The sequence below is a fragment of the Pseudactinotalea sp. Z1748 genome (assembly GCF_049725185.1).
In the GTDB taxonomy this organism is placed as follows: domain Bacteria; phylum Actinomycetota; class Actinomycetes; order Actinomycetales; family Beutenbergiaceae; genus CALKWS01.
The window spans coordinates 220,567-236,544 of record NZ_JBMPQB010000004.1 but is presented as its reverse complement, the minus strand read 5'-3'; the positions used below and the strand labels follow the sequence as shown (position 1 = coordinate 236,544).

Below are 15,978 nucleotides of genomic sequence, written 5' to 3'. Positions count from 1 at the left end.
GGTCCGAACCCTACCGGGAGCGTCCGGAGCCGGGGCGACCAGCCGGCCGCCCCGGCCGGAAGACCGAGACGTGCCGGTCGCCGGTGATCCAGAACCGCCACGGGTAGGTCGCCGGGTCCCCTCCGGGGCCGTTCACGCCCACCCGCGCTCCGGTGGATATCGGCACGGACCGGTCCTCGGCGGTGGGCTGGTGCAGTTGCAGCGGTGCGTCGGCGTCCGCACCCAGCCGGGACCCGTTGTGCGCCCCGGTCAGACCCAGGGCCACGGTCAGCCGTCCCGGCCCCCTGGCCAGGTCAACGGCGGCGCGACACACCCCGGCCGCTCGTCGTCGTACGAACGCGATCTCCTCCCCCTCGATCACCTCTCCGGCGCGCAGCAGCACGGCCGAGGCGCGTCCGGGCGACCCGGTGACGATGTTGACGCAGTGGTGCAGCCCCATGTGGCGGTAGACGTAGAGGTGTCCCGCGGCGGCGAACATCACCTCGGTACGGGCGGTTCGCCCCCGGTAGGCGTGGGAGCCGGGGTCGGCCTCACCCTCGTAGGCCTCCACCTCGACCAACCGGACGCTCACGGTGACGGAACCGATTCGGCTGGTCAGCACCGAACCGAGCAGGCCCGGCGCCACCGACACCGCGGTGCCGGTCAGACCGGGGGTGCGGTCGGGCCCACCGAGGTCTCTACTCATCGAGCCGGCCCCAGCCATCGAGGCGCAGGTGCGCGCGCTCGGCCGTGCGTTCGCGCGTATAGAGCACCTGTTCATCGGCCATGAATGCGCGCCAGTGGTCCTCCAACTGCGCGCCGTCACGCTTCAGGCCCCGCCGCAGTCGAAGGTCATCGGGGGCGCTCACCCAGGTCAGCAGACCCAGATAGGGTTGCACCACTGCCGAACCCGCTCCGCACCCCTCCAGGATCAGCACCGGAGTGCGTGGTACGTCCACCCACTCGGCGAACTCGCCGCGGTGCCAGTCGTAGCGCCGGTAGCGCCCCTGCTCCCCCGCGGCCATCGGGACCAGGATCTGCTCGTGCAGGCGGGTGGAGACCTCCAGGAGACCGGACCAGCCCTCGTACAGATCATCCATGTGCACCACGTGTGCGCCGGTCCGTTGGCTGAGCCGGGTGGCCAGGGTGGTCTTGCCCGAGCCGGCCGGCCCGTCGATGCACACCAGTGTGAGCGCATCCTCGTCGGGACCCAGCCGCGCCGGGGCATGCCGGATCCCGGAGGTGATCACCTCCAGGGCGGCATCGGTGGCACTCACGGGGTCGGCGCGGGCTCCCGTGCGGTGAACATCCGGCGCCACCGGGCCGATTCGGCCCGGGCCTGGCCGAGTTGCTCAGCCACTCGCACCGGCGCGGTGCCCCCCACCGCGTCGCGCGAGGCCAGCGATCCGGCCACGGTGAGGACCTCGCGCACCTGCGGGGTCAGGTGGGGCGAGACCCCGGCGAGATCGGCGTCGGAGAGTTCGTCCAACTCGATTCCGCGCTGCTCGCACACCCGCACGCAGGAGCCGGCGATCTCGTGTGCGGCGCGGAACGGCACACCCTCGCGCACCAGCCATTCGGCGATGTCGGTGGCCAGGGAGAACCCGGCCGGGGCCAGTTCGGCCATCCGCTCGGTGTGGAAGGTCATGGTGGCCACCATGCCGGAGACCGCCGGCAGCACCAGCGCCAGGGTGTCCACGGCGTCGAATACCGGTTCCTTGTCCTCCTGCAGGTCCCGGTTGTAGGCCAGCGGCATCCCTTTGAGGGTGGCCAGCAGCCCGGTCAGGTCCCCGATCAGTCGCCCGGCCTTGCCCCGGGCCAGTTCGGCCACGTCCGGGTTCTTCTTCTGCGGCATGATCGAGGATCCGGTGGAGTAGGAGTCGTGCAGGGTGATGAAGGAGAACTCCTTCGTCGCCCACACGATCACGTCCTCAGCAAGGCGGGACAGGTCCACCGCGATCATCGCGGCGATGAAGGAGAACTCCGCCACCACGTCCCGTGCCGCGGTGCCGTCGATGGAGTTGGCCACCGGTGCGTCGAACCCCAGTTCGGCCGCGACCTCGGCCGGATCCAGTCCGAGGGAGGACCCGGCCAGGGCGCCGGAGCCGTACGGGGACGTCGCCGCGCGGGCGTCCCAGTCCGCCAGCCGCTGCACATCACGCAGCAGCGGCCAGGCGTGCGCGAGCAGGTGGTGGGCCAGCAGCACCGGCTGGGCATGCTGCAGGTGGGTGCGCCCGGGCATCGGGGCCTGTGGGTGGGCACCGGCCTGGTCGCACAGGGCATCGACCACGTCGAGCACAGCAGCGGCGATCGAGGCACCCTGCTCGCGAAGGTACATCCGGATCAGGGTGGCGATCTGGTCGTTCCGGGACCGGCCGGCGCGCAGCTTGCCCCCCAGTTCGGGTCCGGCCCGCTCGATCAGCAGCCGTTCCAGCGCGGTGTGCACGTCCTCATCCTCGGGATCGGGCTGCACCCGGCCCGCGGCCACGTCCTCGGCGAGACCGTTCAGTGCCTGCAGCATCGCGGTGAATTCATCGGCGGTGAGCAGCCCGGCGCCGTGCAGCACCCGGGCGTGGGCCCGGGACCCGGCCAGGTCGTGCAGCGCCAGGCGCCAGTCGAAGTGGGTGGACACGCTCAGGGCGGCCAGGGCGTCGGCCGGCGCGCCGGTGAACCGCCCGCCCCACAGAGCCGCACCGCCGCCGGCCATCAGTCCGTCCCCGCTTCCATGGCCGCGGCGTCCAGCGCGTCCTGCTCGGAGTCTGCGGCCTCGGGATTGGCGACGATCTGCTCGGCTCCACCTCCGGGCAGGGCACCGAACAGCGTGCCGTGCTCCACCAGCACCTGGCCCTGGTCCACCGGCTGCTGGGCGTACATCTCCAACTTGGCCCGGGAGTCGGCGATGTCCAGGTTGCGCATGGTGAGTTGCCCGATCCGGTCGGTGGGACCGAAGGCCGCGCCCTCGGTGCGCTCCATCGAGAGTTTCTCCGGGTGGTAGGACAGGTTCGCCCCGGTGGTGTCCAGGATCGTGTAGTCCTCCCCCCGGCGCAGCCGCAGCGTGACCGTGCCGGTGACGACCGAACCGATCCACCGCTGGATCGACTCCCGGATCATCAGCGCCTGCGGGTCCAGCCAACGACCCTGGTAGAGCAGGCTGCCCAGCCGGCGGCCCTGGTCGCGGTAGGTGGCGATGGTGTCCTCGTTGTGGATGGCGGCGACCAACCGCTCGTAAGCGATGTGCAGCAGCGCCATGCCCGGGGCCTCGTAGATGCCACGGGACTTGGCCTCGATGATGCGGTTCTCGATCTGGTCCGACATGCCCAGCCCGTGTCGTCCGCCGACGGTGTTGGCCTCGTGCACCAGCGCCACCGGATCGTCGAACACGCGCCCGTTGATAGCCACCGGCCGGCCCTCGGCGAACTCCACCGTGACGTCCTCGGTGGCGATGTCCACCCCGGGATCCCAGAACCGCACGCCCATGATCGGCTGCACCGTCTCCAGGGAGACGTCCAGGTGCTCCAGGGTCTTGGCCTCGTGGGTGGCGCCCCAGATGTTGGCGTCGGTGGAGTAGGCCTTCTCCGCGCTGTCCCGGTAGGGCAGGTCACGCTCGGTGAGCCACTGGCTCATCTCCGTGCGGCCCCCGAGTTCGGCAACGAAGTGCGGGTCCAGCCACGGCTTGTAGATCCGCAGATTCGGGTTGGCGAGCAGCCCGTAGCGGTAGAAGCGCTCGATGTCGTTGCCCTTGAAGGTGGAGCCGTCACCCCAGATGTCCACGCCGTCGGCCTGCATGGCCCGGACCAGCAGGGTGCCGGTCACCGCCCGGCCCAGCGGGGTGGTGTTGAAGTAGGACCGCCCGGCGCTGGTGATGTGGAAGGCGCCGCAGGCCAGTGCCGCCAGCCCCTCCTCCACCAGGGGGGCGCGGCAGTCGAGGGCGCGGGCCAGTTCGGCGCCGTAGACCTTGGCCCGGCCCGGAATCCCGGAGATGTCGGTCTCGTCGTACTGGCCGATGTCTGCGGTGTAGGCGTAGGGCACCGCACCGGCCTGGCGCATCCAGGCCACCGCCACCGAGGTGTCCAGACCGCCGGAGAAAGCGATCCCAACCCGTTCGCCGACGGGCAGTTGTGTCAGTACCTTGCTCACTGGTTCTCCTTCTCGGGGTGGGTCGTGTCGCCATCGGCGAGGGCGAGGAAGCGCCCCGCCACGGCCGCCGCGGCGCCGGGTTCGGTGTCGGTGACGATCAACAGGATCGTGTCATCCCCGGCGATGGTGCCCAGCACCTGCGGGAGCAGGGACTGGTCGATCGCCGAGGCGAGGAACTGGGCCGCCCCGGGCGGTGTGCGCAGCACTACCAGGTTGCCCGAGGAACCGGCCCCGATCAGCAGATCGGTACACAGCCGTGCCAGCCGGGCCGAGAGGTCCTCGGCGCTGGCCGTGGGGGCCACGCCGATCGCGTGCCCCTCCGGCGGGAGGGCGTAGTGCGCCACGCCGTCGGTGCCGCGCACCTTGTGGGCCCGCAACTCTTCCAGGTCCCTGGACAGGGTGGCCTGGGTGACGTTGACGCCCTCGGCATCAAGGTTCTGCAGCAGTTCGCTCTGGGACCGCACCTGGGTGGCGGAGATGATCCGCCGGACCAGGGCGTGCCGGGCCGCCTTGGTGGCCGGGATCATGCCTCCCCCACCAGGAACTCCAGCACCGCCTTCTGCACGTGCAGGCGGTTCTCTGCTTCCTGCCACACCACCGAGGCCTCCGATTCCAGCACGTCGGCGGTGATCTCCTTGCCGCGATAGGCGGGCAGGCAGTGCAGCACGATGGCCGACGGCGAAGCCGCGGCGAGCAGGTCGGCGTTGAGTTGGTAGCGGCGGAAGGGTGCCTCCCGCTGGTCCGCCTGATCCTCCTGGCCCATCGAGACCCAGGTGTCGGTGGCGACCGCATCGACGCCCCGGACCGCCGCCACCGGATCGGTGTGCACGGACACGGACCCGCCGCTACCCCGGGCGATCTGCTCCGCTCGCGCCAGGATTCGTGCCTCGGGCTGGAAGGCGGGTGGGGTGCCGATCCGGACGTCCATCCCGGCCACGGCACCGGCGAGCAGGTAGGTGTGGGCCATGTTGTTCGACCCGTCGCCGACGTAGGCCAGCGAGCGTCCGGCCAGGGCCGGCCCGTCGGCAGCGAGGCCGCCGGTGTGCTCGGCCACGGTGACCAGGTCGGCCAAGCCCTGGCAGGGGTGCAGTTGGTCGGTGAGTGCGTTGATCACCGGTACCTGGGCCACGTCCGCCATCTCCTCCAGGTCGGCCTGGGCGAAGGTGCGCCAGACGATGGCGCGCACCTGGCGACCGATCACACGGGCCACGTCGGCCACCGATTCGCGCCGGCCGATCCCTGCCAGCCGCCCGTCCAGGACCAGGGGGTACCCGCCCATCTCGGCGATGCCGGTGGCGAAGGAGACCTGGGTACGCAGGGTGGGCTTGTCGAAGATCACCGCGACGGACTCGGGCCCGGCCAGGGCGGTGGAGGCGAACCGGTCTACCTTGAGTTCCAGAGCGCGGCTGAGCACCCGGTGCTGTTCGGCACTGGTGAGGTCGTCGTCGGTGCGGAAGTGGCGGGTCATCTCTGCTCCACGTGGTCCAGGATGGCGGGCAGTGCCCGGGTGAAGTCGGCGGCCTGGTCGGCGCGCAGGATCAATGGTGGCGCCATCCGGATGGCGGCCGGCCCCACGGCGTTGACGATGAAGCCGTGCTCCAGCGCGGCGGCGGCCACCGCCGGGGCCACCGGCTCGCGCAATTCGAGCGCGATGAGCAGTCCCTCACCGCGCACCTGGGCGATCATCGGGTGGCCCAACCCGGCCAGATCGGCTCGCCAGGTGTGCCCGAGTGCAGCGACGTGGGCGAGAAGTCCGTCCCGCTCGATCACCCCGATCGTGGCCAGCGCGGCGGCCGCCGCCACCGGATTGCCGCCGAAGGTGGTGCCGTGCTGGCCGGGAGCGAAGATTCCTCCCGCCGCCCCCACGCCCACGAGTGCGCCGATCGGGAAGCCCCCGGCGAGACCCTTGGCCAGGGTGATCACGTCCGGCGTCACGCCGCCGCCCAGGTGGTCGTGGTGGTGGGCCAGCCAGCGGCCGGTGCGCCCCATCCCGCTCTGGATCTCATCGAGGATCAGCAGCGCCCCGTGCTCACGGCTGAGGGTGCGCGCCAGCGCCAGATACCCGGCCGGGAGCGGGCGCACCCCGGCCTCGCCCTGCACCGGTTCGAGGACCACTGCGGCGACCTTGTCGCCGTCGGTGGCGAACGCCTGCGCCAGCGCGTCGGTGTCACCGAAGGGCAGGTGCTCCACGCCGTCGGGCAGTGGTCCGAAGGGATCGCGGTAGGCGGCCTTGTGGGTCAGGGCCAGGGCCCCCATGCTGCGTCCGTGGAAGGCACCTTCCAGGGCCAGCACCCGCGGACGCCCCGGTCCGCCGTGCAGCCGGGCGAGTTTGAAGGCGCCCTCGATCGCCTCGGTGCCGGAGTTGGTGAAGAACACCCGCGATCCCTCGGGCACCTGCCCCGGCAGGGCCACGTCCAGGAGACGCTCGGCCAGGGCCACCTGGGTAGGGGTGGTGAAGAAGTTCGAGACATGTCCCAGCGTGCCCAGTTGCGCGCTGATCGCCCCGGTCAGGGTGGGATGGGCATGCCCGAGTGAGTTCACCGCGATGCCGGCGAGCAGGTCCAGGTAGCGGGCGCCGTCGGCGTCCCAGACGTAGGCCCCCTCCCCGCGCACCAGGACCCGTTGCGGGGCCCCGAAGGCGTTCATCAGGGCACCGGCGTAGCGGCGCTGCCACACCTGCGCCGGCGCCGTACCGGGATCGGTGAGTTCACTCATGGTCGCCCCTCCACAGGCTCATCGGGCAGCACCATCGTGCCCACTCCCTCGTCGGTGAAGATCTCCAGCAGCAGCGAGTGGGCCCGGCGGCCGTCGATCACGTGCGCCTGGGGCACTCCGCCCCGGACCGCGCGCAGGCAGGCCTCCATCTTGGGCACCATGCCCGAGGCGAGCGTGGGCAGCAACGCGGCCAACGCGTCGGCGCGGATCTGGCTGATCAGTGAGCCGGTGTCCGGCCAGTTCGCATACAGGCCCTCCACGTCGGTGAGCACCACGAGTTTGTCCGCCCCCAGGGCCACCGCCAGGGCCGCGGCTGCGGTGTCGGCGTTGACGTTGAGCACCGCGGCCGAATCGTCCACGTCGGGGGCGATGGTGGAGACCACCGGGATCCGGCCGGCGGCGAGCAGGTCCTGGACGGCCCGGGGGTTCACGTCCACCACGTCGCCGACCATCCCGACGTCGATGTTCTCGCCGTTCTCCACCGCGTGGCGTCGTTTGGCCCGGAACAGCCCGGCGTCCTCCCCGGACAGGCCCACCGCCAGCGGATCGTCGGTGTTCAGCGCAGAGACCAGGGTGCGCTGCACCTGGCCGGTCAGCACCATCCGCACCACCTCCATCGTCTCCGGGGTGGTCACGCGCAGGCCGCCGCGGAACTCCGAGGAGATCGCCAACCGGTCCAGCATCGCCGAGATCTGCGGTCCGCCGCCGTGCACCACCACGGGCTGCAGGCCGGCGTAGCGGAAGAACCGCACGTCCTCGGCGAAGGCCCGCTCGAGCCGGGCGTCCACCATGGCGTTGCCGCCGAACTTGATCACCACCACCGCCCCGGCGAAGCGTTCCAGCCAGGGCAGGGCCTGCACCAGGACCGCGGCCTTGAGGTCGGGGTCCAGATCGTCGGGAGTCGTGTCGGCGCTCATGTGGAGTAGGCGCTGTTCTCGTGGATGTAGGCGTGGGACAGGTCATTGGTCCAGACGGTGGCTCCGGCGGCACCGGCGTGCAGTTCGATCTGGATGTGCACCTCGCGGCCGGCCAGGTCCACCTCGGAGCGGTCCTGCGCGGCGACACCGTCGCGGCACACCCACACCCCGTTGATGGCCACGTCGATGCGGTCGGCCTCGAAGGCGGCCACCTCCGGCGGCACGGTGCCGACCTGGGCGAGGATACGGCCCCAGTTCGGGTCCTGACCGAACATGGCGGTCTTGACCAGGTTCGAGCGGGTGACCGCGCGCGCTACGGCCTCGGCGGCACCCTCGGAGCCGGCGCCGCTGACCTGCACCGCGATCTCCTTGGTGGCCCCTTCGGCGTCGCCGATCAGGGCCCGGGACAGGTCCGCGCAGGCCCGGGTCAGCGTGGCGGTGAACTCCTCGGCGTCGGCCTGCCGGCCGCTGGCCCCCGAGGCCATCAGCACCACGGTGTCGGAGGTGGACATGCACCCGTCGGAGTCGATCCGGTCCAAAGTGGTGGCGGTGGCGCGGGCCAGTGCCGTGCGCGCCGTCTCGGTGTCGATCACGGCGTCGGTGGTGAGGACGCAGAGCATCGTGGCCAGCGCGGGAGCGAGCATGCCCGCGCCCTTGGCCATCCCGCCGATGGTGTAGCCCGCGCCGTCCACGGCCACCGACTTGGGGACCGTGTCGGTGGTCATGATCGCCTGCGCGGCGTCGTCGCCCCCGGTGCCGCGCAGTTCCCCGGTGGCCGCGGTGACACCGTCGAGCAGGGTCTGGATCGGCAGGAGTTCCCCGATCAGGCCCGTGGAGGCGACCACCACGTCCTCGGGCTCGAGACCCAGGTGGGTGGCGACGTGCTCGGCGGTGCTGCGGGTGTGCTCGCGCCCCTGTACCGGGGTGCAGGCGTTGGCGCCGCCGGAGTTGAGCACCACCGCGCTGATCACGCCGTCGGCCACCACCTCGCGGGACCACTGCACCGGCCACCCGGTCACCCGGTTGCGGGTGAACACCGCCGCTCCCACCTGGTGCGGCCCGTCGTTGACCACCAGGGCCACGTCCTTGCCCTGCGCCTTGAGCCCGGCGCGCACGCCTGCGGCCCGGAATCCTGCTGGGGTGGTGATTGTCACGGCGCAACTCCCGTTGTCGGCAGGCCCAGCGTCTCGGGCAGGCCCAGGGCCAGGTTCATCGACTGCAGCGCCGCTCCGGCGGTGCCCTTGACCAGGTTGTCCAGGGCACAGATGGCCACCACCCGGCCGGCACGGGCGTCGTAGGTGAGTTGCACCTGGGCGAGGTTGGCACCCACCGTGGCCGCCGTCGTCGGCCATTGGTCCTGCGGCAGCAGTTGTACGAACGGTTCGTCGTCGGTGGCCTGCGCCCAGGCGGGGCGCAGTGCCGCGGGGTCGGCCACGGGGGCGAGGGGCACACTCATCGTGGCCAGGATTCCCCGGGCCATCGGGACCAGGGTGGGCGTGAAACTCAGGCCGACCTGGCCGGCACCGGCGGCGCGCAGGTTCTGTTCGATCTCCGGGATGTGCCGGTGCACCCCGCCGACGGCGTAGGGCTGGGCCGAGCCCAGGGCCTGCGCGGCGAGCAGGTGCGGTGCCAGGGCCTTACCCGCGCCGGAGTAGCCGTTGGCCAGCACGGCGACCACGTCGGCGGTGTCGATCAGGCCTGCGGCCACCCCCGGTTGCAGACCCAGGGTGACGGCCGTGACATTGCAGCCGGGTACCGCGATCCGGCGCTGCCCGGACAGCAGGTCGCGCTGGTGCGAGGCGCGCTCGTGCCCGGCCAGGATCAGTTCCGGCATGCCGTACGTCCAGGTGCCGGCGTGGGCGGTGCCGTAGAAGGCCTCCCACGCGAGGGCATCGCTCAGGCGATGGTCGGCGCCGCAGTCCAGTACCAGGACGTCCTCGTCCAGATCCGCCGCCAGCGGACCCGAAGCACCGTGCGGCAGCGCCAGGATCACGACGTCGTGGCCGGCCAGTACCGCAGCGGTGGTGGGCTGCAGTACCCGATCGGCAAGTTCTGGCAGGTGGGGGTGGTGACGCCCGAGCAGATCCCCGGCACTGCTCTGGGCGGTCAGGGCACCGATCCGGACCTGCGGGTGGGCAAGCAGCAGGCGCAGCAGTTCCCCGCCGGCGTATCCCGAGGCGCCCGCCACGGCGATAGATACAGACATTTGCATAACTATACACCCGAGCGGACCCGTCCGTGTCACCTGTCCGCACGATGCGGGACAATGGTGCCCATGACCGACGCCGCCGAACTGACCGAGGACCCCGCCGACCCCGCCGAGGGTCCGGTGCGCACCCTGCTCCAGGGACAGGACGTAGCCGACCTCGGGCCCGTCACGCCGATGGCCCGCCGCGGCAACGTGCGCCGGATCACCGAAATAGGCGAGGACGTGCTGCACCGGCGCTGCCGCAGCATCACCGACTTCGGCACCGACGGCCTCGCCGCCCTGATCGATGACATGTTCACCACGATGCTCGTCGCCGAGGGTGTGGGCCTGGCCGCCAATCAGATCGGTGTGGACGCCCAGCTCTTCGTCTACGACCTCACCGATGCCGACGGCGTGCGGCACGTGGGACACCTGATCAACCCCGCGATCGAGGTCATCTCCCCCGATGAGACCGAGGAGATGACCGAGGGATGCCTGTCCGTCCCCGGCCCGGGGGCGGACCTGTACCGGCCCTACCACGTGCGCGTGCGCGGGGTGGATCAACACGGCGAGCCGCTTACTCATGAGGCCACCGGCTACCTGGCCCGCTGCTTCCTGCACGAGACCGGTCACCTGCACGGACAGCTCTACACCGACCTGCTCGCCAAGCGGGTGCGCAAACGGGTACTGGCCGAGATGGCCGACCTGCGCGACGAGGTGTTCACCCGGCGCACCGAGGTTGCCCTTCTGCTGGACAAGCAGCCGGCCCGCTACCCCGAACGGAGCGCGCTGGAGGACAGCAGGTAATAGATTGGCCTCATGCAGGTCATCGAAGCGAAAGAACCAGGCGGCCCCGACGTCCTCCGGCTCCAGGAGCGCCCCGAGCCCACCCCGGCTCGCGGTGAGGTGGTGGTGGATGTGGCCGCTGCCGGGGTCAACTTCTACGACACCTACGTCCGCTCGGGGGTGTACTCGGCCGACTTCCCGCTCGTACTCGGCAACGAGGGCGCCGGTGAGGTGATCGCGGTCGGCGACGACGTCACCCACATCGCCGTGGGTGACCGGGTGGCCTGGGCCGGCAGCGGCGGAGGCTCCTATGCCAAGTTCCTGGAGATCGCGGCCGCGAAGGTGGTCCCGGTGCCGGACAATGTCGACCTGCGCACGGCGGCCGCGGTCCCCCTGCAGGGGATGACCGCGCACATGCTCGTCGAGGGTGCCTTCAATGTCCAACCCGGCCACGACGTACTGCTCACCGCCGGCGCGGGCGGGGTGGGGCTGCTGCTCACCCAACTGGCGGTGGCCCGCGGAGCGCGCGTGATCACCACGGTGTCCACCGAGGAGAAGGAACGCATGTCCCGGGCCGCCGGTGCGGCCGACGTGATCCGGTACGACGCCTTCACCGACATGACCACCGAACTGTCCCAGGCGGTGCGCGACCTCACCGAAGGGCGCGGCGTGGATGTGGCCTACGACGGCGTCGGAAAGGACACCTTCGACGCCTCCCTGGCCAGCGTCCGGATGCGGGGCATGCTGGTGCTCTTCGGGGGCGCCTCCGGACAGGTGCCACCGTTCGACCTGCAGCGCCTGAACAGCGCCGGCTCACTGTTCGTCACCCGGCCCACGCTGTTCCACTACATCGCCGAGACCGACGAACTGCGCTACCGGGCCCGGGCGGTCTTCGCCGCCGTGGCCGAGGGCAGCCTCGACGTGCACATCGGTGCGCGGTTCCCGTTGGCCGAGGCCGCGCGCGCCCACCGGGCGCTGGAGGGCCGGGAGACCACCGGAAAGGTGTTGCTGCTCCCCTGACGACACAATGGGCCCGGATCCGGCGACAACCTGGAGACCCTGCGGTCGGACCGGTCAGGCCACCGATGCCCGATCCGCCTGCACGGCGACGCGGCGCGCCCAGGCCTCGATCGTGTCCCGATCGCGTTCATCCTTGCCGTGCGAACCCATGAACCCGGCCAGCGCCCGTTCGGCCGGACCGAGTTGGCCGGGATCCACCCGCCCTCCGAAGATCGGGTACTGGCCCCCGAAGTAGGGCGGTTGCTGTGGTTGGGCGTACCGGTCCTGCAGCGGGCTGGCGGTGACGTTCTTCATCCCGGAGGCGAACACCCACACCGGCTTCGGTGCGAACTCACTCTCCAGACGGCGCGCGAACTGACGGGCGTGGGTCAGGATCCGGCCGATGTAGACCGCCGAACCGAGCACCACCGCGTCGTAGTCGGCCAATCCCTCCACCTGCTCCACCGGCGACAACGTGACGGAGTGTCCGGCCTCGGCGAGGGCATCGCGGATCCAGCCTGCGAGTTCATGGGTGGCGCCATAGGTGGAGGCCACCGCGACCAAGATCTTCATACCACTAGAGTGCCTCGCCGAACAGGCGTCTTCCAGGGACCTTGGTCCTCAGGCCCACGCTCGCGGGCCCCTGGTGCTCAGGTCCGCAGCCGGGCTCTGTGCCGCTTGGCCGCCAGGTCCACGACCGCATCGCGTACGGCCACGGCATCGGCGGAGGTCAGCGTCCGGTCCGGAGCCCGCAGCCGCAGCGCGAAGGCCAGGGACACCTGCTCGGCGCCGATGGACTCACCGGTGTATCGGTCGAACAGGTGCACCGCCTCGGCCAGGCCGCCGGCAGCCTCCTCGACCGTGGCCAGCACCTGGGCAGCGTGGACATCGGCCGGGACCACCAGCGCGATGTCCTCCTTGGCTGCCGGGTAGGTCGAGAGCGGAGCGAACTGCGCCGGCTCCCGCGGTGCCACGCTCAGCATCGCGTCCAGGTCCACCTCGAAGGCCACGCTCCGCTCGGGCAGCCCCAGGGCGCTGACCACCTTGGGGGCCAGTTCACCTGCGTGGCCGAGCACCCGGCCGTCCTCGGCGCGCACCACGGCGCAACGCCCGGGGTGGAACGGCGCGGTGGTGGTCTCGGCCTCGATGCGCACCGGCACCCGGAGGACGTCCGCGATCCGGGTCACCGCGGTGATGGCGTCGGTGTGGTCCGCCCGCCGCGCCGCGGTGTACACACCGGGCGGTTCGGCGTTGCCGGTCAGCACCCCGGCGACGTGGCGGGGCTGGTCCGGTACGGCCGCCTCGATCGCCGCCAGGTCCTGCGGGCCGGGCAGTGCGCCCAGCGGCGGGAGCGGGCTGGCTTCGCGGGTGCCGGTGCCCACCGTGACCATGCCGACCTCGAAGATGCCCAGATCCGTCAAGCCCCGGCCCACGTTGCGTACCGCGGCATCCACGAGCGTGTGCAGCAAGGTGGAGCGCAGGTAGGGCTGGTTGTCCGCCAGCGGGTTCGCCAGTCGCACCCGGAGCCGGCGCTCGTCGTCCTCGGCCAGGCCCAGCTCGTCATCGCGGGAGCCGGCCACGAACGGGTAGGTGAGCACCTCCACCAGGCCGATGTCGGCCAACACCTGGGCCACCCGGCGCCGGCGGCGCTGATCGGTGGTCAGCCCGCGTCCGGGCCGGGCCTGCGGCAGCACCGAGGGAACCTGGTCATACCCCCGCAGCCGGACCACTTCCTCCACCAGGTCCGCCGCGGAGACCAGATCCGGGCGCCACGTCGGTGGAGTCACCACGAGGTGGGACTCCTCGCCCTCGTCCACCCGGGCTCCGAGATCGGTGAGGGTCTCGACCACCTGCGTGCTGGTGTAGTCGACCCCGACCAGGCGGGCCGGCTCGGCGGCGTCCAACCGGATCGGCGCGGGCGGCGCCGTGCGGTCCAGGTCGGTGACCGCCGGGGCGGCACGTCCGCCGGCGTGGCGCACCAGCAGGTCCACCACCATCTGGGCGGCGACCGGCGGCAGAGCCGGGTCCACCCCGCGCTCGAACCGCTTGGCGGCCTCGGAAGGCAGCCGGTGGCGGCGTGCGGTCCGCGCGACGCTGACCGCATCGAAGTGCGCGGCTTCGATCAGCACGTCCTTGGTGTCCTGGCTGACCTCGGTCGCGGCACCGCCCATCACACCGGCCAGGCCGAGGATGCGCTCACCGTGGCCACCGGCGGAATCGGTGATCAGCAGATCTTCCGTGGCCAGGTCGCGTCGGACGTCGTCCAGGGTGACCAGATGCTCGCCGGAGCGGGCCCGGCGCACCACAATCGGGGCGATGAGGCTGCCCAGGTCGTAGGCGTGGATCGGCTGGCCGACGTCGAGCATCACGTAGTTGGTCACGTCCACGACCACCGAGATCGGGCGCATCCCGGCCTGGCGCAACCGGCGCGCCATCCACGGCGGGGTGGGCGCATCCGGGTCCACGCCGCGGACGATCCGAGTGGCGAAGCGGTCGCAGCCCGCCCGGCCGTGGATCGGTGCCTCGTCCTTGACCACCACCTCGAATCCGTCCGGGGTCGGCTCCGGCGGGGCGGCCTGGGCGAGCACCGGGTCGGTGAACTCGGCCCCGGTGGAGTGTCCGTACTCGCGAGCGATGCCGCGCACGCTGAAGCAGTACCCCCGGTCCGGGGTCACGTTGATCTCCAGTACGTCCTCGTCCAGGCCGAGCAGGCCGCGCGCATCGGTGCCGGGGGCGGGTGCGCCCTCGTCCAGGACGATGATTCCTGCCTCTGCCTCAGGCCCCTCGCCCACACCCAGCTCAGCCGCCGAGCAGATCATCCCGTCCGAGACGTGCCCGTAGGTCTTGCGGGCCGAGATGGCGAAGTCTCCGGGCAGCACCGCCCCGGGCAGGGCGACCACCACGGCGTCGCCGACATCGAAGTTGTGCGCGCCGCACACGATGCCGCGAGCCTCCTGCCCCGGCGGGTTGTGCTCACCCACATCCACCTGGGTCCATGAGATGGTCCTGCCGTTGGAGTGTTGCTCCTTGACCATCTGCGCCACGCGTCCCACCACCAGCGGCCCGGTGATACCGGGGGTGTGGATCTCCTCCTCCTCCAGGCCCACCCGGACCAGGTCGGCGGCCAGGTCGGCGGCACCGGTGCCGGCGGGCACCCTCACGTGCTCGCGCAGCCACTCAGCGGTGATGTAGGGCATCAGCGGTCTCCCTGCAGCGAGAAGCGGACATCGCCTTCGACCATGTCATGCATGTCATCGATGCCGTGGCGCAGCATCAGGGTGCGTTCCAGGCCCATGCCGAAGGCGAAGCCGGCGTAGACGTCCGGGTCCACGCCGCAGGCACGCAGCACGTTGGGGTGCACCATGCCGCAGCCACCCCACTCGATCCAGCCGGGCCCGCCCTTCTTCTGCGGGAACCACAGGTCCATCTCCGCACTGGGTTCGGTGAACGGGAAGAAGCTGGGCCGGATCCGGGTGCGCGCATCCGGGCCGAACATCGCTCGGGCGAACTGGTCCAGCACCCCGCGCAGGTTCGCCATCGTCAAACCCTTGTCCACCGCCAGCCCCTCCACCTGGTGGAAGACCGGTGTGTGCGTGGCGTCGAGCTCGTCGGTGCGGAACACCTTGCCGGGGCAGGCCACGTACACCGGCACGCCGCGGGAGAGCATCGTGCGCGCCTGCACCGGGGAGGTGTGCGTGCGCAGCACCAGGTGCTCGTTCTGACCTGGGGTGTCATCGGCGACGAAGAAGGTGTCCTGCATCTGCCGGGCAGGATGGTCCGGGCCGAAGTTCAGGGCGTCGAAGTTGAACCACTCGTGCTCCACCTCCGGGCCCTCGGCGATGTCCCAGCCCATGGAGACGAAGAAGTCGCCGACCTCCTCACCGAGCACCTCCAGGGGGTGGCGTGCGCCCAGGACGTACCGGGCCACCGGAATGGTGACGTCGACTGCCTCGGTGCGCAGCACCTGTGCGTCCCGCTCGGCGGTGAGCACCTCCTGACGCTGCGCGATCACCTTGTTCACCTCGCCACGGGCCTGGCCCATCATGCGCCCGGCGGTGGCCTTCTGGGACTTCTCCAGGGAGCCGATGGCGCGGTTGGCCAGGGCCAGCGGGCTGGTGTCGCCGGTGTGCGCGAGGCGGGCCGCCTTGAGCTCATCGAGGTTGCCGGCTGCGGCTACCGCGTCCCTGGCGCGGGCAACGGCAGCACTAATGGCCTCTGCATCCAGAGGTGAGAGCGGGGTGGACACGACGAACGTTC

Annotated in this window: 15 protein-coding genes; 2 read left to right on the top strand and 13 right to left on the bottom strand. The window is 71.3% G+C overall.

Annotated elements, in window-relative coordinates; translation table 11 throughout:
* Positions 1 to 10 precede the first annotated feature (10 nt).
* From ACO0LU_RS11150 to argC, 10 genes are read right to left on the bottom strand one after another with little or no spacing between them, the layout of a single operon-like run.
* The gene (locus tag ACO0LU_RS11150; RefSeq protein WP_424791429.1) at positions 11 to 685 is read right to left on the bottom strand and encodes a DNA-3-methyladenine glycosylase; all 675 of its coding nucleotides are present in this window, start codon (positions 683 to 685) and stop codon (positions 11 to 13) included.
* Positions 678 to 1,256, bottom strand: a complete 579-nt coding sequence (locus ACO0LU_RS11145) for a uridine kinase (protein WP_424791428.1) — start codon at positions 1,254 to 1,256, stop codon at positions 678 to 680. Before ACO0LU_RS11145 ends, ACO0LU_RS11150 begins: the two co-directional genes overlap by 8 nt.
* The gene (argH, locus tag ACO0LU_RS11140; protein ID WP_424791427.1) at positions 1,253 to 2,686 is read right to left on the bottom strand and encodes an argininosuccinate lyase; all 1,434 of its coding nucleotides are present in this window, start codon (positions 2,684 to 2,686) and stop codon (positions 1,253 to 1,255) included. The genes ACO0LU_RS11145 and argH overlap by 4 nt, the downstream gene beginning before the upstream one ends.
* Positions 2,686 to 4,116 (bottom strand): argininosuccinate synthase, encoded by a 1,431-nt coding sequence (argG, locus tag ACO0LU_RS11135; RefSeq protein WP_424791426.1) that lies wholly within the window; start codon positions 4,114 to 4,116, stop codon positions 2,686 to 2,688. The genes argH and argG overlap by 1 nt, the downstream gene beginning before the upstream one ends.
* The gene (argR, locus tag ACO0LU_RS11130; RefSeq protein ID WP_424791425.1) at positions 4,113 to 4,643 is read right to left on the bottom strand and encodes an arginine repressor; all 531 of its coding nucleotides are present in this window, start codon (positions 4,641 to 4,643) and stop codon (positions 4,113 to 4,115) included. The genes argG and argR overlap by 4 nt, the downstream gene beginning before the upstream one ends.
* Positions 4,640 to 5,584 (bottom strand): ornithine carbamoyltransferase, encoded by a 945-nt coding sequence (gene argF / locus ACO0LU_RS11125; RefSeq protein ID WP_424791424.1) that lies wholly within the window; start codon positions 5,582 to 5,584, stop codon positions 4,640 to 4,642. Before argF ends, argR begins: the two co-directional genes overlap by 4 nt.
* Positions 5,581 to 6,831, bottom strand: a complete 1,251-nt coding sequence (locus ACO0LU_RS11120) for an acetylornithine transaminase (RefSeq protein ID WP_424791423.1) — start codon at positions 6,829 to 6,831, stop codon at positions 5,581 to 5,583. Before ACO0LU_RS11120 ends, argF begins: the two co-directional genes overlap by 4 nt.
* Positions 6,828 to 7,748: an acetylglutamate kinase gene (argB, locus tag ACO0LU_RS11115; RefSeq protein WP_424791422.1), complete on the bottom strand. Its 921-nt coding sequence runs from the start codon at positions 7,746 to 7,748 to the stop codon at positions 6,828 to 6,830. The genes ACO0LU_RS11120 and argB overlap by 4 nt, the downstream gene beginning before the upstream one ends.
* Positions 7,745 to 8,902, bottom strand: coding sequence for a bifunctional glutamate N-acetyltransferase/amino-acid acetyltransferase ArgJ (gene argJ / locus ACO0LU_RS11110; RefSeq protein ID WP_424791421.1), 1,158 nt, complete (start codon positions 8,900 to 8,902; stop codon positions 7,745 to 7,747). Before argJ ends, argB begins: the two co-directional genes overlap by 4 nt.
* Positions 8,899 to 9,960 (bottom strand): N-acetyl-gamma-glutamyl-phosphate reductase, encoded by a 1,062-nt coding sequence (gene argC / locus ACO0LU_RS11105; RefSeq protein ID WP_424791420.1) that lies wholly within the window; start codon positions 9,958 to 9,960, stop codon positions 8,899 to 8,901. The genes argJ and argC overlap by 4 nt, the downstream gene beginning before the upstream one ends.
* Before the next feature lie 63 nt (positions 9,961 to 10,023).
* On the opposite strand from argC, the gene def reads away from it, so the two are divergent.
* Positions 10,024 to 10,743 carry a peptide deformylase gene (gene def, locus ACO0LU_RS11100; RefSeq protein WP_424791419.1) on the top strand — a complete coding sequence of 240 codons (720 nt, stop codon included), beginning with the start codon at positions 10,024 to 10,026 and terminating at the stop codon, positions 10,741 to 10,743.
* Positions 10,744 to 10,755: 12 nt separating this feature from the next.
* A complete protein-coding gene (locus tag ACO0LU_RS11095) occupies positions 10,756 to 11,742 on the top strand; it encodes a quinone oxidoreductase family protein (RefSeq protein WP_424791418.1) in 987 nt (328 codons plus the stop codon).
* Positions 11,743 to 11,796: 54 nt separating this feature from the next.
* Here the strand turns inward: ACO0LU_RS11095 and ACO0LU_RS11090 are convergent, their stop codons facing one another.
* The 3 genes from ACO0LU_RS11090 to pheS form a co-directional block, all read right to left on the bottom strand.
* The gene (locus tag ACO0LU_RS11090; RefSeq protein WP_424791417.1) at positions 11,797 to 12,294 is read right to left on the bottom strand and encodes a flavodoxin domain-containing protein; all 498 of its coding nucleotides are present in this window, start codon (positions 12,292 to 12,294) and stop codon (positions 11,797 to 11,799) included.
* Between the two features lie 77 nt (positions 12,295 to 12,371).
* Complete coding sequence (pheT, locus tag ACO0LU_RS11085) at positions 12,372 to 14,918, bottom strand: phenylalanine--tRNA ligase subunit beta (RefSeq protein WP_424791416.1); 2,547 nt, start codon at positions 14,916 to 14,918, stop codon at positions 12,372 to 12,374.
* A complete protein-coding gene (gene pheS, locus ACO0LU_RS11080) occupies positions 14,918 to 15,967 on the bottom strand; it encodes a phenylalanine--tRNA ligase subunit alpha (RefSeq protein ID WP_424791415.1) in 1,050 nt (349 codons plus the stop codon). The genes pheT and pheS overlap by 1 nt, the downstream gene beginning before the upstream one ends.
* Between the last annotated feature and the right edge of the window lie 11 nt (positions 15,968 to 15,978).